Consider the following 23,567-nt stretch of genomic DNA (forward strand, 5'->3'; position numbering starts at 1 on the left):
TTTTTCACGCTCTCCCGCGATGCTCTGGGCAGATTATCGCGGGAAATTTTTACATGAGTCTTGCTGAGAAACTGGCGCAGGAACGGCGCGCGCGATTGGCGGCCGAGCGGCTGTTGCATCTGAAACAGGCCGAACTGTCTGCTGCCAACCGCAAACTGGGGCGTCATGCCATCGCTCTGACACGTCAGATCGATGAGACTCAGGCCGAGGTTGCGACGGTTCGCGATGAAAACGAAAAGGTCAAATCCGATCTGACCGTGGCCAATGCCAAGATCGAAGTCGCTGAACGCCGTCTGTGGCACTCGATTCAGACCATCCCTGACGGGTTTGCCTTTTTCGACGACAACAACACATTGATCGGTGCCAACGCCGCTTACCTAAGCGTTTTCGATGGGCTGGAAGAGGTCGCGCCGGGGATTACCTATCCGCGTATTCTTGAAATTCTGACCCATGAGGGGATCGTGGATATCGGCGCGGAAAAGATCGCGGACTGGCAGGCCCGTATGCTCGCACGCTGGGCGCAACCGCACCCCGAACCCGAGGTGATCCAGCTGTGGAACGGCCAGTATATTCGGTTGATCGATCAGCGGGGCCACGGCGGCGACGTGCTGAGCCTTGCGCTGAACATCACCGCGTCTGTCCGGCATGAGGCTGAACTGAACGCCGCGCGTGAACGCGCCGAGGCGGCCAATCGTGCCAAATCCGCGTTTCTGGCCAATATGAGCCATGAGATTCGCACACCAATGAATGGCATCGTTGGCATGACCGAACTGCTGACCGAAACCCCGATGAACGAAGAACAAAGGCTCTATGTCAGCACAATTCGTAACTCGGGCGAGGCGCTGCTGGTCATCATCAACGATGTTCTGGACTATTCAAAGATCGAGGCCGACAAACTGACACTGCACCCTGAGCAGTTCGATCTTGAGCGTTGTATCCTAGAGGTCGCGATGCTGTTGCAGCCCAGCGTGCGCGACAAGGGCCTGACATTGCTGGTGGATTATGACTTGTTCCTGCCCACGCTATTTGTAGGAGATCCCGGGCGGGTTCGTCAGATATTGACCAACCTCGTTGGCAATGCGGTGAAGTTTACCGCGCAGGGCCACGTCTTGATCCGTGTGACAGGCGTACCAGACATGACCACAGAAAGCTGCGATATCCACGTGGCCATCGAGGATACGGGCATCGGGATTGAGGCCGACAAGGTCCCGCACATCTTTGGTGAATTCAATCAGGTCGAGGATGCGCAAAACCGCCAATTCGAAGGCACAGGCCTGGGGCTGGCAATCACCAAGCGTCTGATCTCGATGATGGGCGGTGCCGTCTGGGTCGAAAGCGATGCGGGCAAAGGATCTTGCTTCGGTTTCCGCATATCGTTGCCCACTGCTGAAGGTCCGCAACCTGTTCCACCCGATTTGGCTGGGCAATTGGGGCGTGTTTTGGTGGTTGAAGATATGGCCGTCAACCGCGCCATCCTGACCAAGCAACTAGACCGCCTCGGGTCTCAGGCAATGACCTGTTCGACGGGGGCCGAGGCGCTGTCTGCAATGGACAAAACCATTGATCTGGTCCTGTGCGATCACGATCTGCCAGACATGGATGGGTTGGAGCTTGCCACCACTCTGCGTGACAAAGGATGGGGTGATCTGCCAATCGTGGTGATGTCGGCCAATCCAGGTGTGATCCACGCCGATCCGGCCCATCGGCTCATTAATGGCGTGTTGCAAAAACCCATCCCGCGCGCCGAGCTGTATTCGCGGCTGATGGCGCTGGGCGCACCTGTATTCAAGCCGGATCGCAGTGACAACGACGCCTCTGATCCCGAGACTCATGTACAAGTTCCGCAGGAACAGAGGCTGATGCGGGTTCTGGCAGCCGAAGACAATCGAACCAATCAGTTGATCCTTCGAAAGATGACTAAGGAGCTGAACATCGATTTGAAATTTGTCTCCAACGGGTTGGAGGCGGTCGAAACCTTCGCCCGCTTTGATCCGGATCTGATCTTCATGGATATCTCGATGCCGAAGATGGATGGCAAAGAGGCGACAGGTGAAATCCGGCGACGCGAAATTGGAACAGATCGCCATGTCCCTATTGTGGCCCTGACGGCCCATGCCATGACAGGGGATGACCAGGGCATACTGGCGGCGGGGCTTGATCATTACCTGACCAAACCATTGCACAAGAAACTGATCCACAAGATGATACTGGAACATCGGCCTGCCGAGGCTCGTGCGGTCGGTGCAGACGGTGAAGGCAGGAAATAGGATCGATTGATGTCAGATGAGCGCGGTTTTCGTCCCCGAGGATTGGGCGAGATTGCAATTCGCTGCGCCGATATGGCGGCAATGGTGCAATTCTATGAGAAGGTGATCGGGTTACAGCGGCTGCAAGGCGACCATAACAGCGCCATCACCTTTTTTCGGATCGCCGAAGGGTTCGGCGGGCATACACAGGTGCTGGCCCTGTTTCACCAATCAGTTGGCTCTGAGCGTGGACCAGAGCAGACCGGCGAGACAGTGCCGGTAACAGGGGGCGCTTCGGCCCTGCACCATATCGCGCTGTCGGTGCCCTTTGCCGAGCAGGACGCGGTCATGCGCTGGTACGACCAAATCGGGCAGCCCTATCGGGTTGAGCATTTCGGCTGGATCGGCTGGCGCGGCATCTTCACCCAAGACCCCGAGGGGAACACGGTGGAACTTGTGGCTTACGATCCTTCGATGCTTGATCAGGCCTGATAGGGGCGTACAAACACGGGTTTGTCGTCTTCCGACAGATCGGCCCGGTATTCGTACCCGCCGCTATCAAAATCCAGCAGGCCTTTGGGGTCGGTCAGTCGATGTTGAATGATGTACCGGGCCATCGCACCACGCGCCTTCTTTGCAAAGAAGCTGACGATCTTGGGGGTGCCGCCCTTGTCCTCCATGAATACCGGGGTCACAACGGGCAGCTTCAGCGCTTTCAGGTCGACTGCGCCGAAATATTCCTGGCTGGCGCAGTTTACCAGAACTTTGCTGCCAGCCTCAGCAGCTTGGGCGTTCAACGCCTTGCTCAGCTGATCGCGCCAGTATTCATAAAGGTTTTTGCCACGTCGGGTTTTCAGTTTGCTGCCCATCTCAAGCCGATAGGCCTGAATGGCATCCAGTGGGCGCAATACACCATAAAGCCCAGACAGGATGCGCAAATGATCCTGAGCCCAGGCCATTTCGTCGGCGTCCAGCGATGCGGCCTCAAGCCCCTGATAGGTATCGCCTGCAAAGGCCAAAGCGGCAGGGCGCGTTGCATCTGCTTCCGGCGCGTCTGAAAATACACGGTACCTGTCCCGATTCAGGCGGGCCAAGTCGTCGCTCAGGTCCATCAGCTTTTTCAGATCGCCCAAGGTCAGGTTGCGGGCGGTCTTCGACAAGCGGATCGCGTCATTCTGAAAATCGGGTTGGGTCACTTCGACGTTTCGTTCTGCCCAATCCAGCCGCTTGGCCGGGGAAATCACTACCAGCATATCCACCCTCGTTCCTTGCCTATTGGGCTGTATCTAGCCCGCTTGCTGCAGCACGTCCAGAAACGCCGCGCCAAACCTTTCGTGACGACGGTCGCCCAAAACTTGCTCCATCGCTCGTGGATCATCCGGGCGCAGCTGTGCCACCTTCGCCAGTTGTGATGCGGTACAGCTCAGCGGTTTGTCGATCCCGTCGGGGCCACGCGACAATTGTGATTGAACCTCAAGCAACTGATCGTAAATGTTGCCCTGATTGCGGCCGGCAAGTTTGCGCCTTGCGGGGTGCAGCTCTTCCACCGCGCCGGTCAGCACTTCAAGGAAGGTCGCACCGTAGCGTTCCAGCTTTTTTGCCCCTATACCGCTGATCCGGGCCATATCGTCCAGATTTGCGGGCCGAGTTTCCGCCATCTCGATCAGTGTGCGATCTGGAAAGATGACATAGGCCGGAACCCGCGCGGCCTCGGCCAGTGCGCGCCGCTTGGCCTTGAGCGCCGAGAGCAGCGGCGCGTCTTCCTCGGACACCATCGCCTTGACCGCGGGTCGCCGGGTGGCTTTGCGGATGGTATCCTTGCGTAGGTCGATCTGTGCCTCACCTTTCAGGATCGGTTTGGCGGTTTCGGTCATGCGCAACGCACCCAGGCGTTCAGGATCGGGACGGACCAAATCGCGGCCCATCATCTGCCGAAAGATCGCCTGCCATTGCGGGCGTGACCAGTCTTTGCCAATGCCATATGTGGATAGATTGTCGTGCCGACGTGCTCGTATTTTGTCGGTCTCATTGGCCAACAGGATGTCGATCAGATGACCCGCGCCGAACCATTCTTCTGTGCGCAGAATAGCGGACAGGGCCATGCGAACCGGCGTCGTGCCATCGAACACTTCAGGAGGGCTGTCGCAAAGATCGCATTTGCCGCAAGGTTCGATCTGTTCTCCGAAATACCCGAGCAAGGTCTGGCGGCGGCATTTCAGTGCCTCGGCCAATCCAAGCAACGCATTCAGGCGTGCATGATCCGCCATCCGCCGCTCAGGTGGGGCCAGTCCTTCGTCGATCTGAGAGCGTCGCAGTCGGATATCGTCAGGGCCAAACAAAGTAAGGGTTTCGGCAGGACCACCATCGCGCCCGGCGCGGCCGATTTCCTGATAGTAAGCTTCGATCGATTTAGGCAGGTCCGCATGAGCAACCCAGCGGATGTCGGGCTTATCGATGCCCATGCCAAACGCGACAGTGGCGACGACGATCAGCCCATCCTCGCGCGCAAAGCGGGTCTCGACGATGCGGCGATCTTCGGCCTCCATCCCGCCGTGATAGTGGCAGGCCGTGTGACCTTCGGCGCGCAGGGCTTGCGCCAGCACTTCGGTCTTGTTGCGGGTGCCGCAATAGACGATGCCGGATTGGGACTTTCGGGCGGCAGCGAAATCGAGGACTTGTTTGCGCGGTCCATCCTTGGCGGCAAAGGCCAGATGGATATTGGGTCTGTCAAACCCGCGCAGGAATTTACGCGGCTCAACACCGTCGAACAGCTTTTCGACGATCTCTTCCTGCGTTTCCGCATCTGCGGTTGCGGTAAACGCGGCGAGGGGCACGTTCAAAGCGCGGCGCAGCTCTCCGATCCGCAGATAATCAGGGCGGAAATCGTGGCCCCATTGGCTGACGCAATGCGCCTCATCCACCGCGATCAGATTGACGTTGATCCTACGCAGCATTCCCGGTGCAGACCCTGCAGCCAGCCGTTCCGGCGCCATATAAAGCAGCTTGAGCCGACCACCCTCGATAGCATCCCAAACGGCATCAGTTTCTTCAGGTGTATTGCCCGAGGTGAGCGCGCCTGCCTCGACACCGGCCTCTTGCAGCCCACGTACCTGATCGCGCATCAGGGCGATGAGCGGAGATATCACCACAGTTACCCCGTCGCGCAACAGTGCAGGCAATTGAAAACAAAGGGATTTACCACCACCCGTGGGCATGATAGCCAGCACGTTTTCGCCCGCGGTCACGGCATCGACAATCTCTTCCTGCCCGGGGCGGAAGTCGTCGAATCCAAAGACGTCTCGCAACAAGGGTGCGGAGTCGAACATGCGCCGGAGGGTCCTGTATTAAGGTTTTTCTGCTCTTAAGACAGGACCATCACATACTAAGATTCGGTGAACAAGAGGTCAGTAGAAATAGACCGCATTGTTGATCAGGATGATCCGCAGGGCATAGACCCCGATCAGCACGACAAGAGGCGTCAGATCCAGACCGCCCATGTTGGGCAGGATGCGACGGATGGGGCTATAAATCGGTTCTAATATCCGGTTCAGCCCGTACCAGATTTGCGCCACCAGTTGCTGGTGCAGGTTAAGAACCTGAAAGTTGATCAGCCAACTCATGATCACATGGGCAAGAATGATGAACCAGACAATGTCTAGGATCAAAAGCAGGATTTGGATCAGCGACAGCATGGGCACTCCGTTCGTCAATTGCCCAGAGACCTAAGCGCGCCTGCGCCAAAGAGCAAGTCTGCAGCAACACAACGCTTGCGAATTACCACAAAGCCCCTTCTTATGAATTCAACAAAAACAGGGGCAGAAATGGCGGAAATTTCCAAGCGCAAGCGCATCTGGGGCTGGTGGTTTTTCGACTGGGCTTCGCAGCCCTATCACACCTTGCTGGTGACCTTTGTATTTGGCCCATATTTTGTAAGTGTTGCTGCACAGTATTATCTGACATCAGGTCTGGTGGAGGAGGCTGCCAAGGCGCAGGCGCAGGTTGTCTGGGCGAACGGCATGACCATTATCGGGCTGATCATTGCCTTTGGTGCGCCATTGCTGGGCGCGATGGCAGATGTCTCAGGTCGGCGTATCCCTTGGATATTTGGTTTTTCGCTGATGTACGCGGTGGGATCCTCGGCGCTTTGGTACACGATGCCTGATGGCTCGAATATGTGGCTGATGATTTCGGCCTTTGGGCTGGGCTTTGTGGGGGCCGAATATGCGCTAATCTTCATCAATTCTCAGCTGCCCGATTTGGGGGATGACAGTGAGGTCGGTGAGATCTCGGGATCAGGTTTTGCGTTTGGCTATTTCGGAGGACTGCTGTCGCTGGCGATTATGCTGGCACTGTTCGTCGAGCAGCCCAATGGCAAAACCCTGATCGGGATGGACCCGATGTTCGGTCTGGATGCGGCAACGCAGGAAGGTACTCGGTTTGTCGGGCCCTTCACAGCCGGGTGGTTCATCCTGTTCATGGTGCCGTATTTTCTTTGGGTCAGGGACGACACGAACACTGATAAACAAGGCAGCGTGGGCGAAGCCTTGCGGTTGCTGGGAAAATCCGTCGCTGCCTTGCGTCATCGGGTGAGCCTGGCGACATATCTTGGGTCGTCGATGTTCTACCGCGACGCTCTGAACGGGCTATATACCTTTGGTGGAACATACGCTGCGCTGGTCCTGGAATGGGATATCGTCAAGATCGGTGTGTTCGGGATCGTCAGCGTACTGGCTTCGGCCATCTTCGCATGGGTCGGCGGTAAGATGGATCGGAAATACGGCCCTAAACCAGTGATACTGGTCGCCATATGGGTTTTGATCTTTGTCTGCCTGACGGTTGTGTCGATGGATCGAACACAGATTTACGGAATTTCATTGCCCGAAGGCTCTGGCCTGCCGGATATGGCGTTCTTCGGGTGCGGAATTCTGATTGGCGGTATGGGAGGTATCCTGCAATCGGCTAGCCGATCTATGATGGTGCGCCATACTGATCCCGCCACCCCGGTTGAAAGTTTTGGGCTTTATGGGCTTTCGGGTCGGGCAACCGCCTTTGCAGCGCCACTTTTGATCGGGATAGCAACGGCAGTGACCGGTAGTGCAAGACTAGGGGTGTCACCGATCATACTGTTGTTTATTCTAGGACTAGTCCTGATGCGCTGGGTGAAACCGGAAGGGGATCAGAGCAGATGATTTTATTACGTTTTTTAGCTGTCTTAACGGTGATGACACTTGCAGGCGCGGCAGGGGCGCAACCGCTGGCCAAGCAATTGTTCGGGGCTCAGAAGGTGGGGTCTCAGCAAAAATCAGCGGCTTTCGGCAGTTATTCGCGCGGGTGCGCTGCAGGGTCGGTGCAATTGCCCGAAACTGGGCCAACATGGCAGGCGATGCGCCTGTCGCGCAATCGCAACTGGGGGCATCCGCAGGCGATCGACTATGTTCAGGATCTCAGTCGGTTTGCAGCCAAGCAACCGGGGTGGAACGGTCTTTATATTGGCGATATCAGCCAACCACGGGGCGGGCCAATGACCTCTGGCCATCGCTCTCACCAATTAGGGCTGGATATCGACATATGGATGCTGCCGGGCGACAACATGCGCCTTAGCCGAAAGGCGCGCGAGAATATCTCGTCCATATCCTTACGCCGCGCGAACGGCGCCTATGTGAACGGCAACTGGACCAAGCAGCATCATGCGGTGTTGCGCGAAGCCGCCAAGGACAAGCGCGTTGCCCGGATCTTTGTGTTCCCTGGTGCCAAGGTGCAGATGTGCAATGACGAGAAGGGCAACAAAGCCTATCTGCGTAAAATCCGGCCGTGGTGGGGGCACCACTATCATTTTCATGTGCGTCTGAAATGCCCAAGGGGATCGAAAGGCTGCGTCAATCAGGATCCACCTCCCAAGGGCGATGGCTGTGCAGAAGCGGAACAGTGGGTCCGCAATATCCTCAACCCGCCTCCACCCGATCCAAATGCGCCTCCACCAAAGAAACGACGAGAATACCGTCTGGCTGACTTGCCCCAGCAATGTACCGCTGTTTTGCAAGCCAACTGATATCAGCGCTGCTGCTAACCGGGCAGGTTTGGGCAGTCGAGCTAAAGCGGGATTCGTTGCTCGACATTTACGTCTGGCGCAACACTTCTGATTGGTTTGGTGGATTTTCGGCGATTCACATCGCAGAAGGCGGCGAACGTTTGATCGCGATCAGTGACCGGTCAAGGCTGATCACAGCGCGGATCAATCGGGACGGTGATAAGATCATCGGTATCGAAATTCTCGGGCAATGGCCAATCCTGTCCAGCAACGGGCGCGCCCTGAAGGGACGGGCAGGGGATTCCGAAGGGATTGCGGTTGCCTCGGATGAAAGCATCTACATCTCGTTCGAAGGTGTTCACCGCATCGCACATTATACGGCGCACAACACAAATACACGGGTTCTGCCGCGTCCACGAGAGTTTCTGAATTTGGACCGCAACGGGTCATTCGAGGCGCTGGCGATCGACAATCGGGGACGGCTTTACACACTGACTGAAAAAAGCAGAACCCTTCGCGGGGATATCCCGATCTATCGTTGGGATGGCAGCCGCTGGTCAACGCCCTTTGTTCTGCCCGCGCGCGGAAAGTTCCTACCAGTTGCCGCTGAATTCGGTCCTGACGGGAGGTTTTATGTACTTGAGCGTGCCGTTGCATTCATAGGCTTTCGAACGCGCCTGCGTCGATGGGAGATTGTCAATGATGCCCCTCAGTCCGAAGAAGTGTTACTTGAAACCGGCTCCGGACTTCACGACAACCTCGAAGGATTGTCGATCTGGCGCGACGGTCAGATGCGTTTGCGCGCTACAATGATCTCGGACGACAACTTTCTGGCACTGCAACGGACAGAAGTGGTTGAATACCTGTTGCCCGATTGACAGGTCGTTATCAAAGGTCTAAACGCACGGCCTGCCTTGGGATGAACCTGGGGCCAAGTCGCCGCTACCTTGTCAAAACGGGCATCTGAAAATGCAACGCAGCTTTATTCCCGGCATCATTGCCATGGCCGCCATTGTCGTGGCCTCAAACATCCTGGTCCAGTTCCTCATCTTTGATGGGCTGTTGACCTGGGGTGCTTTCACTTATCCGCTGGCCTTCCTGGTCACGGACATCATGAATCGCGTCTATGGCGTAGGTCCGGCCCGCAAGGTCGTGTTCGCCGGTTTTGTCACCGGTATCATCTGCTCGCTGATCGGCAGCCAGATCATGCTGCAGGGTGACGGCTTCACCTATGCCGCCGTACCGCTGCGGATTGCCGTCGCCTCGGGCACCGCGTTTCTGATCGCACAACTGACCGATGTCACCGTGTTCAATTCACTGCGTGGCGGACGCTGGTGGCGCGCACCGCTGGTCTCGACGCTGGTTGGGTCCGCACTGGACACCGCGCTGTTCTTCACCATCGCCTTCTCGGCTTCGGTCACCTTCTTTGGTGCCAATGCTGACGCTGCTATCAGTTGGGCGTGGGAGCCTGTGCCGTTCATGTTGTCTGGCCCGATGGCGCCGCTCTGGGTGACACTGGCTTTCGCAGATTGGCTTGTGAAACTGTCACTGGCTTTGATCGCGTTGATTCCGTTCAAAGTGATCGTTGCCCGCTTGACCGCTGCACAGCCTGCGTAAAAAAGTTCTTTGAGATTGGCACAAGTTGTGTCACGCTCCTTTCTAACCGCAACAGATAGAAAAGGAGGTGATCCAGTGTCGAGAAAGAGATTGGAGAGAGGTGTCGGAACAACCGGGGGGATCGCCTGTTAAGGCAGCCCTTGGCGGAGCGCTCGCTCCGGCTGGTCGATTGATCTAACCGACCCCACCTCCTGGACTTTCGAAGGGCCGTCCCACCGGGGCGGCCCTTTCTGTTTTCACCTGTGCCTAGTATGGTCTGACCCATGTTGCGCATCAACGACGATATCACCCTGCAAGACTGGGAAATGACGGAAAGCTTTGTGCGGTCTTCTGGTCCGGGTGGGCAGAACGTGAACAAGGTATCGACAGCAGTTGAATTGCGGTTCGAAGCAGCGCGCTCACCCTCCTTGCCCGACCCGGTCAAAAATCGATTGAAACGTATTGCTGGTCGGCGATGGACTAAGGACGGAGCGATTGTCATCCAATGCGAAGATACCCGTTCCCAGGCCCGCAACCGCGAGATTGCGCGCGCCCGGCTGGGGGAACTGATTGCCCGCGCCTTGGTCAAACCCAAGCGTAGGATTGCAACGAAACCGACCTATGGCTCGGTCAAGCGTCGATTGGCAGCCAAAAAAGCACGCGGCGATGTAAAGGCGCTGCGGGGCAAAGTGTCCGAAGAATGAACTGGCATCTCGGCTCTTGGTTGATAGTCTGACCCGCAACAAGGGCAGGAGGGCAACAACATGAGGCTGGAGGGTAAAACCGCAATCGTGACCGGTGGTGCATCCGGGTTCGGTGCGGGAATTGTGCAAAAGTTCCTTTCCGAAGGTGCCCGCGTTATGATTGCCGATATCAATGGCGATGCCGCCCGCGATATGGCCGCTGCATTGGGCCAGGATGCCATTTCTCAGCAAGTTGACGTCTCGGATGAGGACTCCGTTCAGGCCATGGCTGATGTCGTACAAAGTGTTTTCGGATCGCTTGATGTTCTGGTGAACAATGCGGGCGTGACTCATATGCCAACGCCACTGGAAGAGGTCAGTGAAGCTGACTTCGACCGGGTTTTTGCAGTGAACATGAAATCTGTCTACCTAACAGCGCGCGCTTTTGTGCCGGGCATGAAGGCGCGCGGTATGGGCGCGATCCTGAACGTGGCCTCAACAGCAGGTCTGTCGCCGCGCCCCAATCTGAATTGGTATAACGCGTCCAAAGGTTGGATGATCACGGCAACAAAAACGATGGCGGTGGAACTCGCCCCATCGGGCGTACGTGTCAATGCGATCTGTCCGGTGGCAGGAGAAACGCCTCTGCTGAAATCCTTCATGGGCGAAGACACACCGGAAATTCGCGCCAAGTTCCTCTCGACCATCCCGCTGGGCCGCTTTTCGACCCCTGAAGACATGGCCAACGCCGCCTGTTTCCTGTGCTCGGACGAGGCCAGCATGATCACGGGCACCGCGCTTGAGGTGGATGGGGGCCGATGCATCTGATCCGCTCTTCATTTGGCCATAAATATCCCCGCCGGAGGCAGCGCGAAGCGGCGCGCTTATCTGCCCAAAATTAGAGGTTTCGATGACACCCGGCCCCAAAAACCTGATCACCGATGTCCCGGGCCTGAAGGTCGGCAATGCGCAGGATGATGCGTTGAAATCGGGCACAACCGTCTTGACTGCGGATCACCCTTTCACGGCTTCGGTGCATGTTATGGGTGGGGCGCCGGGCACGCGTGAAACCGATCTCTTGGCGGCCGACAAGTCCGTTGACCGGGTTGATGCGATTGCGCTTTCCGGTGGATCGGCCTTTGGGCTGGATGCCTGTTCGGGTGTATCCGATGCCTTGCGCGCAGAGGGGCGCGGTTTTGTAGCTGGTTCGGCCATCGTCCCGATTGTGCCGGGGGCGATTCTGTTCGATTTGCTTAATGGCGGAGATAAAGACTGGGTCGAAAACCCCTATCGCGCGCTGGGGAAAGCCGCATATCTAAACGCCTCACCACAATTTGAACTGGGGACTGCCGGGGCCGGAACCGGCGCATTGGCGGCAATGCATAAGGGAGGACTGGGCTCGGCCTCGCTAGTACTTGAGGATGGAACAACTGTTGGCGCACTGGTTGCAGCCAACCCGCTGGGCAGTGTGAGTACGCCGGGAGATCGCCATTTTTGGGCGGCTCCATTCGAGATCGGTTCCGAGTTTGGCGGGCATGGTCCAGATCCGGCCTCGGGTCTTGGCCGCATCCACACTAGCCGCAAGGCGGAAGCCATGAAACCAGCCCAACCAGATCGGACAAACACAACCATTGCTATCGTTGCGACCGACGCTGCACTGACTAAACCGCAATGTCAGCGAATCGCGGTGGCTGCCCATGATGGCATCGCCCGCGCCATTGTTCCCGCGCACACGCCCGGCGATGGAGATCTTGTATTTGGCCTCAGCACAGCTGCCCGTGAAGTTGAGGTCGAAGCAATGGCGATGATCGGCCACGCGGCCTCAATCTGTCTGGCGCGGGCGATTGCGCGCGCGGTCTATTTGGCGTCACCCAGTGCAGGCGATCTTCTGCCCTGCTGGTCTGCCGTACATGACTTAAGTTAAGGACGAACTAGTCTCTGCTGTGACACAGTGCCCTCGCGCGGCAATCTGCGCGTTGACTCTCTGCTGCGCCAAAGGTCCCTTCTGTGCAGCCAATTCGTATCGGAGCAAAAGCTATGAATCGTATCCTTGCCACCGCAATTGCTGGTCTGCTGGCCCTTCCCGCCTATGCTGAAGGTGACGCCGAAGCTGGCAAGAAAGCCTTTAACAAATGCAAATCCTGTCACCTGATCGCTGATCCCGCCGGTGAAGTGATCGTCAAAGGCGGCAAGACCGGACCGAACCTCTATGGTGTTGCGGGTCGCACCGCTGGCACTGTCGAAGGGTTCAAATACGGCGACAGCATTGTTGAAGCGGGTGAAAACGGCTTGGTCTGGGATGAAGAGACTTTTGTTTCTTACGCCCAGGACCCCAAAGCGTTTCTGAAAGATTATCTGGGTGAAACCTCGGCCAAGTCAAAAATGACCTTTAAACTGAAAAAGGGCGCTGAAGACGTTTACGCTTATATCGTGAGCGTTTCGGGCGAATAACCAGGTTCGCCTAGATCATGTATAATGGTGCAAAAGGCCGCAGCCCCTGCGGCCTTTCGTGCGATTGAATGATGCCTCCATCGGCGTCACTTTGGATAAAAACCGGTATGACTTTGAGCGCCGGGATTCGCCAACAGGAGACGACAGATGGGAATCATGATCCCGGCCTGGGTTGAAGGCGAACTGACCCCCGTTGACAAGCTTGAGGCACACGAAAAAGGCCTCAAGCACAAGGCCGTATCGGTCTTCGTTGTGCGCGGAACCGAGATTTTGCTGCAGCGCAGGGCGATGGGCAAATATCACACACCGGGTCTTTGGGCGAATACCTGCTGCACACATCCAGATTGGGAAGAAAGCGCCTCGCATTGCGCGGTACGTCGTTTGCGCGAGGAGCTGGGGATTACCGGACTATATCCTGAGTATCGCCACAAGCTTGAATATCACGCCGACGTTGGCAACGGCATGGTTGAGAACGAGGTGGTCGATGTCTTTCTGGCGCACGTGCGTGGACCATTGAAAATAGAGCCTAATCCTGACGAAGTGATGGATATTCGTTGGGTCGACTATCACGATCTGCTGGCTGAGGTGAAACGGCACCCGGACCGTTTTACGCCATGGCTCAAGATTTATCTGCACAACCACGCGGATACGATCTTTGGGCCTGACTTGATTATCTCAGCCAAATCGTAACGCTGTCTTGCAAGGCGCTCGCAAGCGGAATACATCAACGCGTCATGGCCAAGCAGAAGCAGAAAACTGACTCGAATTACAAAGTGATCGCCGAAAACCGGCGTGCGCGCTTCGATTACGCGATCGAAGACGATATCGAGTGCGGCATTGTTCTGGAAGGGTCCGAGGTCAAATCTCTGCGCGCAAGCGGGTCGAACATTGCTGAAAGCTATGCGTCAGTCGATGGCGGAGAGTTGTGGCTGATAAACAGCTATATTGCGCCATACGAGCAGGCCAAGGTTTTCAAGCACGAAGAGCGCCGCCGCCGTAAGCTGCTGGTGTCGCGCAAAGAGTTGGCAAACCTGTGGAACGCCACTCAGCGCAAGGGTATGACGCTGGTGCCGTTGGTGCTGTACTTCAACCACAAAGGCCGGGCGAAGCTGAAGATCGGCATCGCCAAGGGTAAGAAGCTACACGATAAGCGCGAAACACAGGCCAAGCGCGACTGGTCACGCCAGAAACAGCGTCTGATGAAGGACCACAGCTAGAACGCCATGGTAGCCTGAACGGCCCGCTGCCAGCGCGCATAGGCCGCGTCTCGGTCGGCCTCGGCCTTCTGGGGTTCAAACCGACAGTCAAGATCCCAGGTTTCGGCGAATCCTGCCTGATCCGGGTAGACACCTGCTTTCATTCCCGCCAGCCATGCGGCACCCAGCGCGGTGGTTTCCTGCATCACCGGGCGGTCAACGGGCGCGCCCAGAATGTCCGAAAGCCCCTGCATGGCCCAGTCCGATGCGCTCATCCCGCCATCGACGCGCAGGATCACGTCAGCCTCGGCCCCCCAATCGCCCTGCATTGCGTGCCATAGGTCGCGGGTTTGGAACGCGATGCTTTCCAACGTGGCGCGCGTGATTTCGGCGCGGCCGGAATTGCGGGTCAGGCCAAAGATTGCGCCGCGGCAATCGGGTTTCCAATAGGGCGCACCGAGCCCGGTAAAGGCAGGCACAAGGACAACATGTTGGTTTGGATCAGCTTGCGCGGCCAGTTCACCGCTTTGCGGTGCGGCTTCGATGATTTGCAACGCATCGCGCAGCCATTGCACTGCCGCACCGGCGATGAAGATCGAGCCCTCAAGCGCATAAGTTTTCTGCCCGTCCAGCTGATAGGCAATGGTGGTCAGCAGGCGGTTCTTCGATTCAACCGGCTGTGCGCCGGTATTAAGTAGCGCGAAACAACCCGTGCCGTAGGTGGATTTCATCATGCCCGGCTGGAAACAGGCCTGCCCGATGGTGGCAGCCTGTTGATCTCCTGCCACGCCGAGAATCGGGATTTTACTGCCAAACAGGGATGTTGATCCGAAATCTGCGGCACAATCCCGCACATCGGGCAACAAGGCCTGGGGGATGTCCAGCAAGTCACAAATCTCGCTGCTCCATTCCCCTTTATGTATGTCGAACAGCAATGTACGGGCCGCATTGGTGGCGTCGGTGGCGTGCACACGTCCTTCAGTAAGGCGCCAGATCAGGAAGGTATCGATAGTGCCGAACAGCAACTCTCCAGCGGCGGCGCGGTCGCGCGCGCCTGGCACGGTATCCAGAAGCCATTTGACCTTTGTGCCCGAGAAATAAGGGTCCAGCAGCAGCCCCGTCTGGGCGGTCACGTCATCTTCGCAACCCGCTTTGCGAAGACGTTCGCAAATTTCAGCAGTGCGCCGGTCCTGCCAGACAATCGCGTTGTGAATCGGGGCACCAGTGGCGCGATCCCAGATAACTGTGGTTTCGCGTTGATTGGTGATCCCAATTCCGGCGATTTGGTTGGCAGCAACGCCGACGGTTTTCAACACTTCCCGGCAAACGGTCAGGACGCTGTCCCATATTTCTTCCGCATCATGTTCGACCCAGCCTTCCTGCGGGAAATGCTGCGTAAACTCGTGCTGCGCAGTGCCGACGCGCTGCATTTGCGCGTCAAAAAGGATCGCACGAGACGATGTAGTGCCCTGATCGATTGCCAGAATATAGGTCATGCCTGCGCCCCTCCCGCATTGGTTTTGCGGGACTTTAGCGCAAACAATGCCAAACGTGCCAGAGGGGAAATCAGACCTTTGACACCGGCAGATTATCGATCAGCCGCACGCCTTCAAGCATGGTCGCCGCGAACAAGCGCGCCGAGCGGTCGGCGTGGTTTAGCGGGTCCAGCGTATCGGCACAGCGGAGTTGGAGATATTCCACCTCAGCGAAACCGGCGGCCAGCAGATCAGCCTGCGCTTGCGTCACTAGCGAGTTGAACGCCTCACCATTCTCCAGAGCCTGAACAAGTGCGCACATGATGCTATGTTTTTTAGCCGCAATTACCAACCCCCGATCTGACAGACTCTGGTTGCGCGAAGACATGGCAAGACCCGAGGGCTCTCGTACCGTCGGGCAACCAATCACCTCGATCGGAATATCCAGATCGCGGGCCATCCGTCGGACGATCATAAGCTGCTGATAGTCTTTTTCCCCAAAATAGGCTCGATCCGCCTGCGTTTGCAGGAACAGTTTGGCGACAACGGTCGCCACGCCATCGAAATGACCCGGGCGGAATTCACCCTCCATTGTGTCAGTCAGGCCCGAGACCGAGACTGTGGTGGCGAATCCCTCGGGATAGATCTCCTGAGGGTCGGGTACGTAAATCGCATCAACGTCATAAGGGGCCAGCTTTTCCGCGTCTTCCTGTTCGGTGCGTGGATAGTTGGCAAGGTCTTCTGGGTTGTTGAACTGTTTGGGGTTCACGAAGATTGTCACGACCACCCGGTCGCAATCCGCCTTGGCTGCTTCGGCCAGTGACAGATGTCCTTGATGCAGCGCGCCCATAGTCGGGACGACTCCGATCACCTCGCCCTTTTGGCGCCATTCACGGGTCAATGCCCGCAAATCCGCCAACTGACGCAGAATAGGCGAGGTCATGACTTGGACCCTTTTGAAGGGGTCTGATCTGCAAAGACATGTTCGTCTGCCGGAAAGCTGCGGGCACGAACCTCAGCTGCGTATTCTGCAATTGCTGCTTCGGCCAGCGGGCCAAGATCGGCATAGCGTTTGACGAATTTTGGTTTGAAAGCAGTGAAAAAGCCCAGCATGTCGTCTACCACCAGAATTTGCCCATCACACCCGGCCGAAGCACCAATGCCGATGGTGGGGATCGCAATCTGGGACGTGATCCGGTCAGCCAAGCTTTGCGGAACCTTCTCTAACACGACGGAAAACGCACCGGCCTCGGCAACGGCACGGGCGTCGGCCAGTACGGCATCGGCCTGTTTGTCGCGCCCCTGTACCTTGTAGCCACCCAACGTGTTGATCGATTGCGGTGTCAATCCGATATGCGCCATCACCGGGACGCCGCGTTTTACGAGAAACCGAATGGTTTCGGCCATCTCCACGCCGCCTTCCAGCTTAACGGCCCCTGCACCAGTTTCGGACATTAAGCGAGCCGCGTTTCGGAAGGCCTGCGCCGGGTCGTGCTCGTAACTGGCGAAGGGCATGTCGATCACCATCATGGCTCTGTCCAGCCCGCGGGCGACGGCCTGGCCGTGCATGATCATCATGTCCATTGTGACCCCGAGGGTCGAGGTCAACCCGTGCAGCACCATGCCGACGCTGTCACCGACCAGAACAAAGTCGCAATGCGCATCCATCAACCGCGCCATCGGCGTCGTGTAGGCAGTCAGCGAGACCAGAGGTTCAGTGCCTTTCCGGGCGCGGATATCCTCGGCGTTCGGGGCTTTCTTGTGGGCGGTGGCGCTCATGATCACTCCTCGCAGGGTTCATGTTGCAGTGCGGCATAGCAGATGCGGCAGACGCAAAGAAACCCCGGTTGCGCCAACAATCCCTTGATTGACCCGGGGTTTCTGGCAGGATCAGTCTCAGAACGATCCGTAGTCAGCGGAATAGTCGTAAAATGTGGGGAGAGATTTTCATGACAAAGCAGCGCTTTCGCTCATTCGCGTCGGCCTTGGCCCTAGGTGCCAGCCTGTTTGCCACGCAGGCTCTGGCTAAATCCGACATCACCATCGCCATGCAGCTAGAGCCGCCGCATCTGGACCCAACCAGCGCCGCCGCTCAGGCAATCGATTCGGTTGTCTACACCAACATCTTCGAAGGTCTGACCCGCTTTATGGGCGATGGATCGGTTGTTCCCGGGTTGGCTGAAAGCTGGGAGATTTCGGATGACGGCACCATCTACACATTCAAACTGCGCGATGGCGTGACTTTTCATGACGGCACTACGATGGATGCCGAGGACGTTAAGTTCAGCCTCGACCGGGCGACTGCGGAAGACAGCGCCAATGCACAAAAGGCTCTGTTTGCTGGGATTGAGACTGTCGAAGTTGTAGATCCTCTGACCGTTCAGGTGACGTTGAAGGAACCGAACGGTAATTTCCTCTTCAACCTTGCCTGGGGTGACGCGGTCATCGTTGCGCCGGAAAGCATCGAGAATATAAAGACCAACCCGGTTGGCACGGGTGCATTCACCTTTGCGGATTGGGTGCAAGGGGACAGCATCACCCTGAATCGAAATCCTGACTATTGGGGCGATCAGCCCGCGTTAGAGACTGCAACGTTCAAATTTATTTCGGACCCGACCGCCGCCTTCGCCGCCATGATGGCCGAGGATGTGGACGTGTTCGACAACTTCCCTGCGCCCGAGAACCTGCCTCAGTTCGAGGCCGATCCGCGCTTTCAGGTCCTTGTCGGTTCGACTGAGGGTGAGACAATCCTATCGACCAACAACAAACAAGAACCCTTCGACGATGTACTCGTGCGGCAGGCCCTAGCCCATGCCATCGACCGGCAAGCCATCATCGACGGCGCGATGTTCGGTTATGGCACGCCCATCGGCACTCATTTCGCGCCGCACAACCCGGCTTATGTCGATCTGACTGGTAATTCGGCCTACGACCCTGAGAAAGCTAAGGCACTTCTCGCCGAGGCCGGATATCCCGACGGGTTTGAGACCACTCTGCACCTGCCGCCGCCCTCTTACGCTCGGCGCGGGGGTGAGATCATCGCTGCTCAGCTGGCCGAGATTGGCATCAAAGCCGAGATCATTAATGTGGAATGGGCGCAATGGCTGGAAAGCGTGTTCAAAGGCAAGGAGTTCGGCCTGACCATCGTCAGTCACACCGAGCCGATGGATATCGGTATCTATGCGCGTCCTGAATATTACTTCCAATATGACAGCACCGATTTTCAGGCTTTGATGGAAACTCTGAATTCTACCACCGACCCTGATGAACGCACTCGTCTGTTGGGAGAGGCGCAGCGCCTGATCGCAACCGATTACGTCAACGGGTATCTGTTTCAGCTTGCCAAGCTCGGGGTTGCCAAGGCGGGTGTTCAGGGTCTGTGGGAAAACGCGCCCACCGCAGCGATCGACCTGACTGCCATCAGCTGGGACGAATAGACCCTAGGGAGGTCCGTGCATGGTCAAGTCAATCTTCGTCGCTCTTACCGTCGCGGCGCAGATCGCTATTACACCTGTTGCTCGGGCCGACTCATCGCTTGGCCAGGCGGTTGAGTTGTGGCTGCAAGGCGACGATGAGCAGGCCCTGCCCATGCTGGCAGAGCTTGCCGCTGAAGGTGACGTAGAAGCGCGCCTGTTACTGGGTCGGATCGAAACATCGGATCTGGGGCCGTCGCCATATCGTCAATCGCTGGGACCCAAACAGTCGCGAAAGCTTTTTCGCCAGAAAGATTGGTCGGCTTTTGGGCAGTCGTGGTTAACGGTCGAGGCACGCGCTGGAAACGAGTTGGCGCAAACTTTACTCCAGGCCAAGCATCCGAACCCCAATCTTGACCTGATCGCAAAACTCAACGCGCTTGGTGAGCATCAGGCCACGGATTATCCAACACGCATCGTGGCTCTGTATGGTAGCGCCAGCATGCGTGAGACGCTGCAGGCCAACGATCAAGTCATGCAGGCCTTGAAACCCTACTTGGCCTATCTGTCCCAAACTCCAGAACCACGCGGAGACGGGCTGGCCGCATTGCGCCACATTCAACCTGATCCGGTCGACGCAAGTTCGGACCAGGCGCTGGGTATGGCGGGTCTGCTGGCGCTTGGGTTAGGGTACGGCGATATCTCCCCGGACAACCCGTGGCGTCAATCGGTAGAGAACTGGCTGATGTCTTCTGAAGCAACACACCCCATTGCGCAACTTTGCAATCAGCAATGTGCCGATGACGCACCGGCCTGCGCTTTTGCGTTTTTGGCACTGACGGGCGGGTACTTCGAGGTCATCCGTATCGACAGCCCGCTTGAAACGGTGATCCCGCAAAATGAATTTCTGGATAGCCCGCGCGCCCGGCTGATGGTCCTGCGACGCGCGGCGCTGGCTCGCACTGAAACCAATCTTGAATGGCTGTCAGAGACCGAGCCCGCCGCCAATCTCTCGGCCTGTGCGATCAAACTGGTCAATGACGAACGACAGGCCTACGAGTAGGTGCTGGACCCGCGCAATCCAGACACTTAACCTGTTACCAATGCTACGTTATGCCCTCAAACGCCTGTTGTCGCTGATCCTGAGTCTGGCCGTCGCATCGGTTGTCATCTTCGCGGTGATCGAGATTGCGCCCGGTGATCCGGCGTCGTTCATGCTGGGTGTGAACGCGCAGGCAGACACTTTGGCCGCCCTGCGGGCTGAATTGGGTCTCGATGTCTCCAAAGTCGAACGGTATTTCAACTGGGTCGGCGGGATGCTGGTTGGGGATTTCGGCACATCCTACACTTATCGCACGCCGGTGTCGCAGATGATTACGGATCGACTATGGGTGTCGTTGCCGCTGGCGTTGTACGCACTGACCCTGTCCACGCTTATTGCGTTTCCCGCTGGTATCTATGCAGCGGCACGGCGTGGCAAACCGGGTGACTTGGCTGTAATGGGCGCAACGCAACTCGGGATAGCAGTGCCGAACTTCTGGTTTGCAATGATGCTGGTGCTGATCTTTGCGATCAATCTGCGCTGGTTCAATGCCGGCGGGTTCGCGGGTTGGGAAAACGGCTTCTGGACCGGCCTGCATTCTCTGACCCTGCCTGCGATCGCCCTAGCCCTGCCGCAGGCGGCTATTCTTGCGCGGGTCATGCGATCGGCATTGCTGGACATTCTGGCCGAGGATTTTATGCGTACTGCCCGCGCCAAGGGCCTGTCACGCCGTCAGGCACTGTGGCGACACGGGGTGCGGAATGCTCTGATTCCTGTGCTGACGATCATCGGGCTCCAATTTTCCTTCCTGCTGGCAGGCTCAATCATCATCGAACAGGTTTTCTATCTGCCAGGCCTCGGACGGCTGGTGTTTCAGGCGATTTCTGCACGTGACCTGATCGTAGTGGAATCGGTCGTCATGTTGCTGGTCTTCGCCGTCATCATGGTGAACTTTTTGGTCGATTTGGCCTATGCCGCTGTCGATCCAAGACTGAGGAGCAGGACATGAGCCGCAACCTAATCCTCGGTGCCGCGCTGTCCTCACTGGTGCTTTTGGCAGCGCTCGTATCGTTTGTCTGGACGCCATATGACCATGCCGCGCTCAATATTCCGGCCAAGCTGCAACCGCCAAACACACAACACTGGTTCGGCACCGATCATTTCGGGCGCGACATGTTCTCGATGATCATGGTCGGCGCGCGTACCTCGATTGCGGTGGCGTTGGTGGCCGTCGGGATCGGCATGGCGCTGGGCGTCCCCTTGGGCCTGACCGCTGCCGCGCGCAAAGGATCGTGGCTGGACGAAGTCATCATGCGCGGCAATGATCTGGTCTTTGCATTTCCCTCTCTTGTCATCGCCATTCTGATCACCGCTGTCTTTGGTGCCGGGGCCATCAACGCGATCATCGCCATTGGTATCTTCAACATCCCTGTCTTTGCGCGCATCACCCGAGGTGCGGCCCTGTCGCTGTGGGAGCGCGAGTTCATCCTCGCCGCCCGCGTGTCAGGCAAAGGGGCGGCACGCATATCGGCTGAACACATCCTGCCCAATGTCGCCAATCTGCTGATCGTTCAGGGAACGATTCAATTCTCTCTGGGTATTCTGGCCGAGGCCGGGCTGTCTTATGTCGGCCTGGGCGCGCAACCGCCCACACCAAGCTGGGGCAGAATGCTGGCCGACGCGCAAACAATGGTCAGTTTTGCCCCGCATTTGGCTCTGATTCCAGGTTTGGCGATCATCGTGACGGTTCTAGGTCTGAACCTTCTGGGTGATGGCTTGCGCGACTGGTTAGACCCTCGGATACGGGTGGCCCGCGCATGAGCTTACTTGAGATCAAGGACCTTTCGCTAACCATTCACGGCACTCAAATCCTGAAACGGATCAACCTATCACTTGCGCCGGGGAAGATTGTGGCTGTGACGGGCGAGAGCGGTTCAGGCAAGTCTATGACCGCCCTTGCCGTGATGCAGTTGCTACCCAACGGGGCCGATGCGGAAGGGCTGCTGCAGCTTGACGGTCAGAACCTGCTGAATCAGTCAGAAGCAGAGATGTGCGCCCTGCGGGGTGCCGCGATCGGAATGGTGTTCCAAGAACCGATGACCGCCCTAAACCCTGTGAAAACCATCGGCGATCAGGTGATGGAGACCATCCTGATCCACAGGGCCGTGCCCCCCGCCCAGGCGCGCGCACGAGCCGAAGAGGTTTTGGCGCGGGTCGGATTGCCCACCGACCGGTTCCCTATGACACGCTTTCCGCACGAGCTGTCGGGTGGACAGCGTCAGCGTGTGGTTATCGCCATGGCGATTGCGTTGCGCCCCCGGCTACTGATCGCAGATGAGCCGACAACGGCGCTGGACGTGACGACGCAGGCACAAATCCTCGACTTGCTCAAAGGGCTGGTGACGGAATACGGCATGGGGCTGCTGATGATCACCCATGATTTGGCAGTGGTTGCTGGCATGGCGGATCAGATCGTGGTTATGCGGCATGGCGAGGTGGTCGAAACCGGCGCAACCGAACATCTGCTACGCCATATGCAACACCCCTATACCCGCATGCTGTTCGAGGCTTCGGGGCATCAGGTCAACCTGCCGGTAGCCCCAGAGCCACGGCCATTGCTGGAAGTCGAGAATGTTGTGCGCGATTACCGCCTGCCCAGAAAGCGCTTGTTCGATGCACCTGGCCATCACCTGGCCGTCGATCAGGTTAGCTTTACGCTGAACCGAGGGGAACGATTGGGGTTGGTTGGTGAGTCCGGCTGCGGAAAATCGACCCTAACACGGGCTATATTGGGTCTCGAAGAGGTGCAACAAGGCCGAATATCTCTGGATGGTCAGCCTGTATTTACAGGCCATAAACCCAATCTGGCAGTACGTCGCAAGATGCAGGTGGTGTTTCAGGACCCCTACGGCAGTTTCAATCCGCGCCACAGGGTTGCGCGCCTGATCACCGAACCATTTCACCTGCTCGAAACCCCGCCAACCGGGTCCGAACGGCAGGATCGCATTGCCGAACTGCTTACTGCGGTTGGCCTCAGCCCGGATGACTCAAGCAGGTATATCCACGAGTTTTCGGGCGGGCAACGCCAACGGATCGCCATCGCCCGTGCGCTGATCATCCAGCCCGAGCTGATCCTGTTCGATGAGGCTGTCTCGGCCCTCGATGTCTCGGTACGCGCCCAGATCCTCGATCTTCTGGTCGAGCTTTGTGAGACCTACGATCTGACCTATCTGTTCATCAGCCATGATCTGAGTGTGGTTCGCACGATCACCGACCGCGTGCTGGTGATGCAGGCCGGCAAGATTGTCGAGCAGGGTGAAACCGAGCAGGTCTTTACCCAGCCACAGCACCCCTCCACGCGAACGCTAATCGATGCAGCGCCCAGTCTGCCAGAGATCGGACAGGGGGCTGCATGATCCATAAGCGCCTTATTAGAG

The 23,567-nt window shown here is 57.5% G+C and carries 23 protein-coding genes; 17 read left to right on the plus strand and 6 right to left on the minus strand.

The annotated features are described in order from the left end of the window. Window positions 1-53: 53 nt before the first annotated feature. Complete coding sequence (locus G7G_RS22715; protein ID WP_010438407.1) at window positions 54-2,267, plus strand: response regulator; 2,214 nt, start codon at window positions 54-56, stop codon at window positions 2,265-2,267. 9 nt (window positions 2,268-2,276) lie between these two features. Then, window positions 2,277-2,738 (plus strand): VOC family protein, encoded by a 462-nt coding sequence (locus G7G_RS0103455; protein WP_010438409.1) that lies wholly within the window; start codon window positions 2,277-2,279, stop codon window positions 2,736-2,738. Here G7G_RS0103455 and yaaA read toward each other — a convergent pair. From yaaA to G7G_RS0103470, 3 genes are all read right to left on the minus strand, one after another. After that, window positions 2,729-3,499, minus strand: a complete 771-nt coding sequence (yaaA, locus tag G7G_RS0103460; protein WP_010438411.1) for a peroxide stress protein YaaA — start codon at window positions 3,497-3,499, stop codon at window positions 2,729-2,731. The two genes, G7G_RS0103455 and yaaA, sit on opposite strands and share 10 nt — an antisense overlap. A 33-nt stretch (window positions 3,500-3,532) precedes the next feature. After that, a complete protein-coding gene (gene recQ, locus G7G_RS0103465; RefSeq protein ID WP_010438413.1) occupies window positions 3,533-5,572 on the minus strand; it encodes a DNA helicase RecQ in 2,040 nt (679 codons plus the stop codon). Window positions 5,573-5,650: 78 nt separating this feature from the next. Then, a complete protein-coding gene (locus tag G7G_RS0103470) occupies window positions 5,651-5,938 on the minus strand; it encodes a YggT family protein (RefSeq protein ID WP_010438415.1) in 288 nt (95 codons plus the stop codon). Between the two features lie 129 nt (window positions 5,939-6,067). Here G7G_RS0103470 and G7G_RS0103475 point away from each other — a divergent pair, with 129 nt between their 5' ends. The 10 genes from G7G_RS0103475 to smpB all read left to right on the plus strand — a co-directional run bounded on the left by G7G_RS0103475 (window position 6,068) and on the right by smpB (window position 14,221). After that, window positions 6,068-7,435 carry an MFS transporter gene (locus tag G7G_RS0103475; protein ID WP_029621698.1) on the plus strand — a complete coding sequence of 456 codons (1,368 nt, stop codon included), beginning with the start codon at window positions 6,068-6,070 and terminating at the stop codon, window positions 7,433-7,435. Next, window positions 7,432-8,295, plus strand: a complete 864-nt coding sequence (gene mepA / locus G7G_RS0103480) for a penicillin-insensitive murein endopeptidase (protein ID WP_010438417.1) — start codon at window positions 7,432-7,434, stop codon at window positions 8,293-8,295. Before G7G_RS0103475 ends, mepA begins: the two co-directional genes overlap by 4 nt. Further along, window positions 8,268-9,152 (plus strand): esterase-like activity of phytase family protein, encoded by an 885-nt coding sequence (locus G7G_RS0103485; protein ID WP_010438418.1) that lies wholly within the window; start codon window positions 8,268-8,270, stop codon window positions 9,150-9,152. Before mepA ends, G7G_RS0103485 begins: the two co-directional genes overlap by 28 nt. A 91-nt stretch (window positions 9,153-9,243) precedes the next feature. Continuing rightward, entirely contained in the window at window positions 9,244-9,891 is a 648-nt protein-coding gene (locus G7G_RS0103490) for a queuosine precursor transporter (protein WP_010438419.1), read from the plus strand. 263 nt (window positions 9,892-10,154) lie between these two features. Continuing rightward, the gene (gene arfB / locus G7G_RS0103495; protein WP_010438422.1) at window positions 10,155-10,574 is read left to right on the plus strand and encodes an alternative ribosome rescue aminoacyl-tRNA hydrolase ArfB; all 420 of its coding nucleotides are present in this window, start codon (window positions 10,155-10,157) and stop codon (window positions 10,572-10,574) included. Window positions 10,575-10,634: 60 nt separating this feature from the next. Continuing rightward, a complete protein-coding gene (locus G7G_RS0103500) occupies window positions 10,635-11,381 on the plus strand; it encodes an SDR family oxidoreductase (protein ID WP_010438425.1) in 747 nt (248 codons plus the stop codon). 82 nt (window positions 11,382-11,463) lie between these two features. Continuing rightward, the gene (locus tag G7G_RS0103505) at window positions 11,464-12,477 is read left to right on the plus strand and encodes a P1 family peptidase (protein ID WP_010438427.1); all 1,014 of its coding nucleotides are present in this window, start codon (window positions 11,464-11,466) and stop codon (window positions 12,475-12,477) included. A gap of 113 nt (window positions 12,478-12,590) precedes the next feature. Then, window positions 12,591-13,004: a c-type cytochrome gene (locus G7G_RS0103510; protein WP_010438429.1), complete on the plus strand. Its 414-nt coding sequence runs from the start codon at window positions 12,591-12,593 to the stop codon at window positions 13,002-13,004. A gap of 147 nt (window positions 13,005-13,151) precedes the next feature. Beyond that, on the plus strand, window positions 13,152-13,694 hold the full coding sequence (idi, locus tag G7G_RS0103515; RefSeq protein ID WP_010438432.1) for an isopentenyl-diphosphate Delta-isomerase: 543 nt from the start codon (window positions 13,152-13,154) through the stop codon (window positions 13,692-13,694). 44 nt (window positions 13,695-13,738) lie between these two features. Beyond that, complete coding sequence (smpB, locus tag G7G_RS0103520) at window positions 13,739-14,221, plus strand: SsrA-binding protein SmpB (protein ID WP_010438434.1); 483 nt, start codon at window positions 13,739-13,741, stop codon at window positions 14,219-14,221. Here smpB and glpK read toward each other — a convergent pair. The 3 genes from glpK to panB all read right to left on the minus strand — a co-directional run bounded on the left by glpK (window position 14,218) and on the right by panB (window position 17,454). Next, the gene (gene glpK, locus G7G_RS0103525; RefSeq protein ID WP_010438435.1) at window positions 14,218-15,696 is read right to left on the minus strand and encodes a glycerol kinase GlpK; all 1,479 of its coding nucleotides are present in this window, start codon (window positions 15,694-15,696) and stop codon (window positions 14,218-14,220) included. The two genes, smpB and glpK, sit on opposite strands and share 4 nt — an antisense overlap. Window positions 15,697-15,766: 70 nt before the next feature. After that, window positions 15,767-16,618: a pantoate--beta-alanine ligase gene (panC, locus tag G7G_RS0103530; protein ID WP_010438438.1), complete on the minus strand. Its 852-nt coding sequence runs from the start codon at window positions 16,616-16,618 to the stop codon at window positions 15,767-15,769. Next, window positions 16,615-17,454: a 3-methyl-2-oxobutanoate hydroxymethyltransferase gene (panB, locus tag G7G_RS0103535; protein ID WP_010438442.1), complete on the minus strand. Its 840-nt coding sequence runs from the start codon at window positions 17,452-17,454 to the stop codon at window positions 16,615-16,617. Before panB ends, panC begins: the two co-directional genes overlap by 4 nt. A 170-nt stretch (window positions 17,455-17,624) precedes the next feature. Between panB and G7G_RS0103540 the strand changes: the two genes are divergently transcribed. Genes G7G_RS0103540 through G7G_RS0103560 form a run of 5 tightly spaced genes read left to right on the plus strand, consistent with a single transcriptional unit; the run spans window position 17,625 to window position 23,546 of the window. Further along, window positions 17,625-19,112, plus strand: a complete 1,488-nt coding sequence (locus G7G_RS0103540; RefSeq protein WP_010438445.1) for an ABC transporter substrate-binding protein — start codon at window positions 17,625-17,627, stop codon at window positions 19,110-19,112. Window positions 19,113-19,131: 19 nt separating this feature from the next. Further along, window positions 19,132-20,151, plus strand: a complete 1,020-nt coding sequence (locus G7G_RS0103545) for a hypothetical protein (protein WP_010438448.1) — start codon at window positions 19,132-19,134, stop codon at window positions 20,149-20,151. 40 nt (window positions 20,152-20,191) lie between these two features. Next, on the plus strand, window positions 20,192-21,139 hold the full coding sequence (locus G7G_RS0103550) for an ABC transporter permease (protein WP_010438452.1): 948 nt from the start codon (window positions 20,192-20,194) through the stop codon (window positions 21,137-21,139). Further along, on the plus strand, window positions 21,136-21,951 hold the full coding sequence (locus tag G7G_RS0103555) for an ABC transporter permease (RefSeq protein WP_010438454.1): 816 nt from the start codon (window positions 21,136-21,138) through the stop codon (window positions 21,949-21,951). The genes G7G_RS0103550 and G7G_RS0103555 overlap by 4 nt, the downstream gene beginning before the upstream one ends. After that, complete coding sequence (locus G7G_RS0103560) at window positions 21,948-23,546, plus strand: ABC transporter ATP-binding protein (protein ID WP_010438455.1); 1,599 nt, start codon at window positions 21,948-21,950, stop codon at window positions 23,544-23,546. The genes G7G_RS0103555 and G7G_RS0103560 overlap by 4 nt, the downstream gene beginning before the upstream one ends. Window positions 23,547-23,567 lie beyond the last annotated feature (21 nt).

Source organism: Ruegeria conchae, from assembly GCF_000192475.1.
Classification (GTDB): Bacteria; Pseudomonadota; Alphaproteobacteria; order Rhodobacterales; family Rhodobacteraceae; genus Ruegeria; species Ruegeria conchae.

Excerpts from the sequence above, each read along its gene's own strand:
- G7G_RS0103510 (WP_010438429.1), top strand. The coding sequence starts at position 12,591 with ATGAATCGTATCCTTGCCACCGCAATTGCTGGTCTGCTGGCCCTTCCC.
- G7G_RS0103545 (WP_010438448.1), top strand. The coding sequence starts at position 19,132 with ATGGTCAAGTCAATCTTCGTCGCTCTTACCGTCGCGGCGCAGATCGCT.
- mepA (WP_010438417.1), top strand. The coding sequence starts at position 7,432 with ATGATTTTATTACGTTTTTTAGCTGTCTTAACGGTGATGACACTTGCA.
- G7G_RS0103560 (WP_010438455.1), top strand. The coding sequence starts at position 21,948 with ATGAGCTTACTTGAGATCAAGGACCTTTCGCTAACCATTCACGGCACT.
- G7G_RS0103500 (WP_010438425.1), top strand. The coding sequence starts at position 10,635 with ATGAGGCTGGAGGGTAAAACCGCAATCGTGACCGGTGGTGCATCCGGG.
- G7G_RS0103550 (WP_010438452.1), top strand. The coding sequence starts at position 20,192 with ATGCTACGTTATGCCCTCAAACGCCTGTTGTCGCTGATCCTGAGTCTG.
- G7G_RS0103485 (WP_010438418.1), top strand. The coding sequence starts at position 8,268 with ATGTACCGCTGTTTTGCAAGCCAACTGATATCAGCGCTGCTGCTAACC.
- G7G_RS22715 (WP_010438407.1), top strand. The coding sequence starts at position 54 with ATGAGTCTTGCTGAGAAACTGGCGCAGGAACGGCGCGCGCGATTGGCG.
- G7G_RS0103475 (WP_029621698.1), top strand. The coding sequence starts at position 6,068 with ATGGCGGAAATTTCCAAGCGCAAGCGCATCTGGGGCTGGTGGTTTTTC.
- smpB (WP_010438434.1), top strand. The coding sequence starts at position 13,739 with ATGGCCAAGCAGAAGCAGAAAACTGACTCGAATTACAAAGTGATCGCC.
- panC (WP_010438438.1), bottom strand. The coding sequence starts at position 16,618 with ATGACCTCGCCTATTCTGCGTCAGTTGGCGGATTTGCGGGCATTGACC.
- G7G_RS0103490 (WP_010438419.1), top strand. The coding sequence starts at position 9,244 with ATGCAACGCAGCTTTATTCCCGGCATCATTGCCATGGCCGCCATTGTC.
- panB (WP_010438442.1), bottom strand. The coding sequence starts at position 17,454 with ATGAGCGCCACCGCCCACAAGAAAGCCCCGAACGCCGAGGATATCCGC.
- idi (WP_010438432.1), top strand. The coding sequence starts at position 13,152 with ATGGGAATCATGATCCCGGCCTGGGTTGAAGGCGAACTGACCCCCGTT.
- G7G_RS0103505 (WP_010438427.1), top strand. The coding sequence starts at position 11,464 with ATGACACCCGGCCCCAAAAACCTGATCACCGATGTCCCGGGCCTGAAG.
- G7G_RS0103455 (WP_010438409.1), top strand. The coding sequence starts at position 2,277 with ATGTCAGATGAGCGCGGTTTTCGTCCCCGAGGATTGGGCGAGATTGCA.
- G7G_RS0103555 (WP_010438454.1), top strand. The coding sequence starts at position 21,136 with ATGAGCCGCAACCTAATCCTCGGTGCCGCGCTGTCCTCACTGGTGCTT.
- glpK (WP_010438435.1), bottom strand. The coding sequence starts at position 15,696 with ATGACCTATATTCTGGCAATCGATCAGGGCACTACATCGTCTCGTGCG.
- recQ (WP_010438413.1), bottom strand. The coding sequence starts at position 5,572 with ATGTTCGACTCCGCACCCTTGTTGCGAGACGTCTTTGGATTCGACGAC.
- G7G_RS0103470 (WP_010438415.1), bottom strand. The coding sequence starts at position 5,938 with ATGCTGTCGCTGATCCAAATCCTGCTTTTGATCCTAGACATTGTCTGG.
- G7G_RS0103540 (WP_010438445.1), top strand. The coding sequence starts at position 17,625 with ATGACAAAGCAGCGCTTTCGCTCATTCGCGTCGGCCTTGGCCCTAGGT.
- yaaA (WP_010438411.1), bottom strand. The coding sequence starts at position 3,499 with ATGCTGGTAGTGATTTCCCCGGCCAAGCGGCTGGATTGGGCAGAACGA.
- arfB (WP_010438422.1), top strand. The coding sequence starts at position 10,155 with ATGTTGCGCATCAACGACGATATCACCCTGCAAGACTGGGAAATGACG.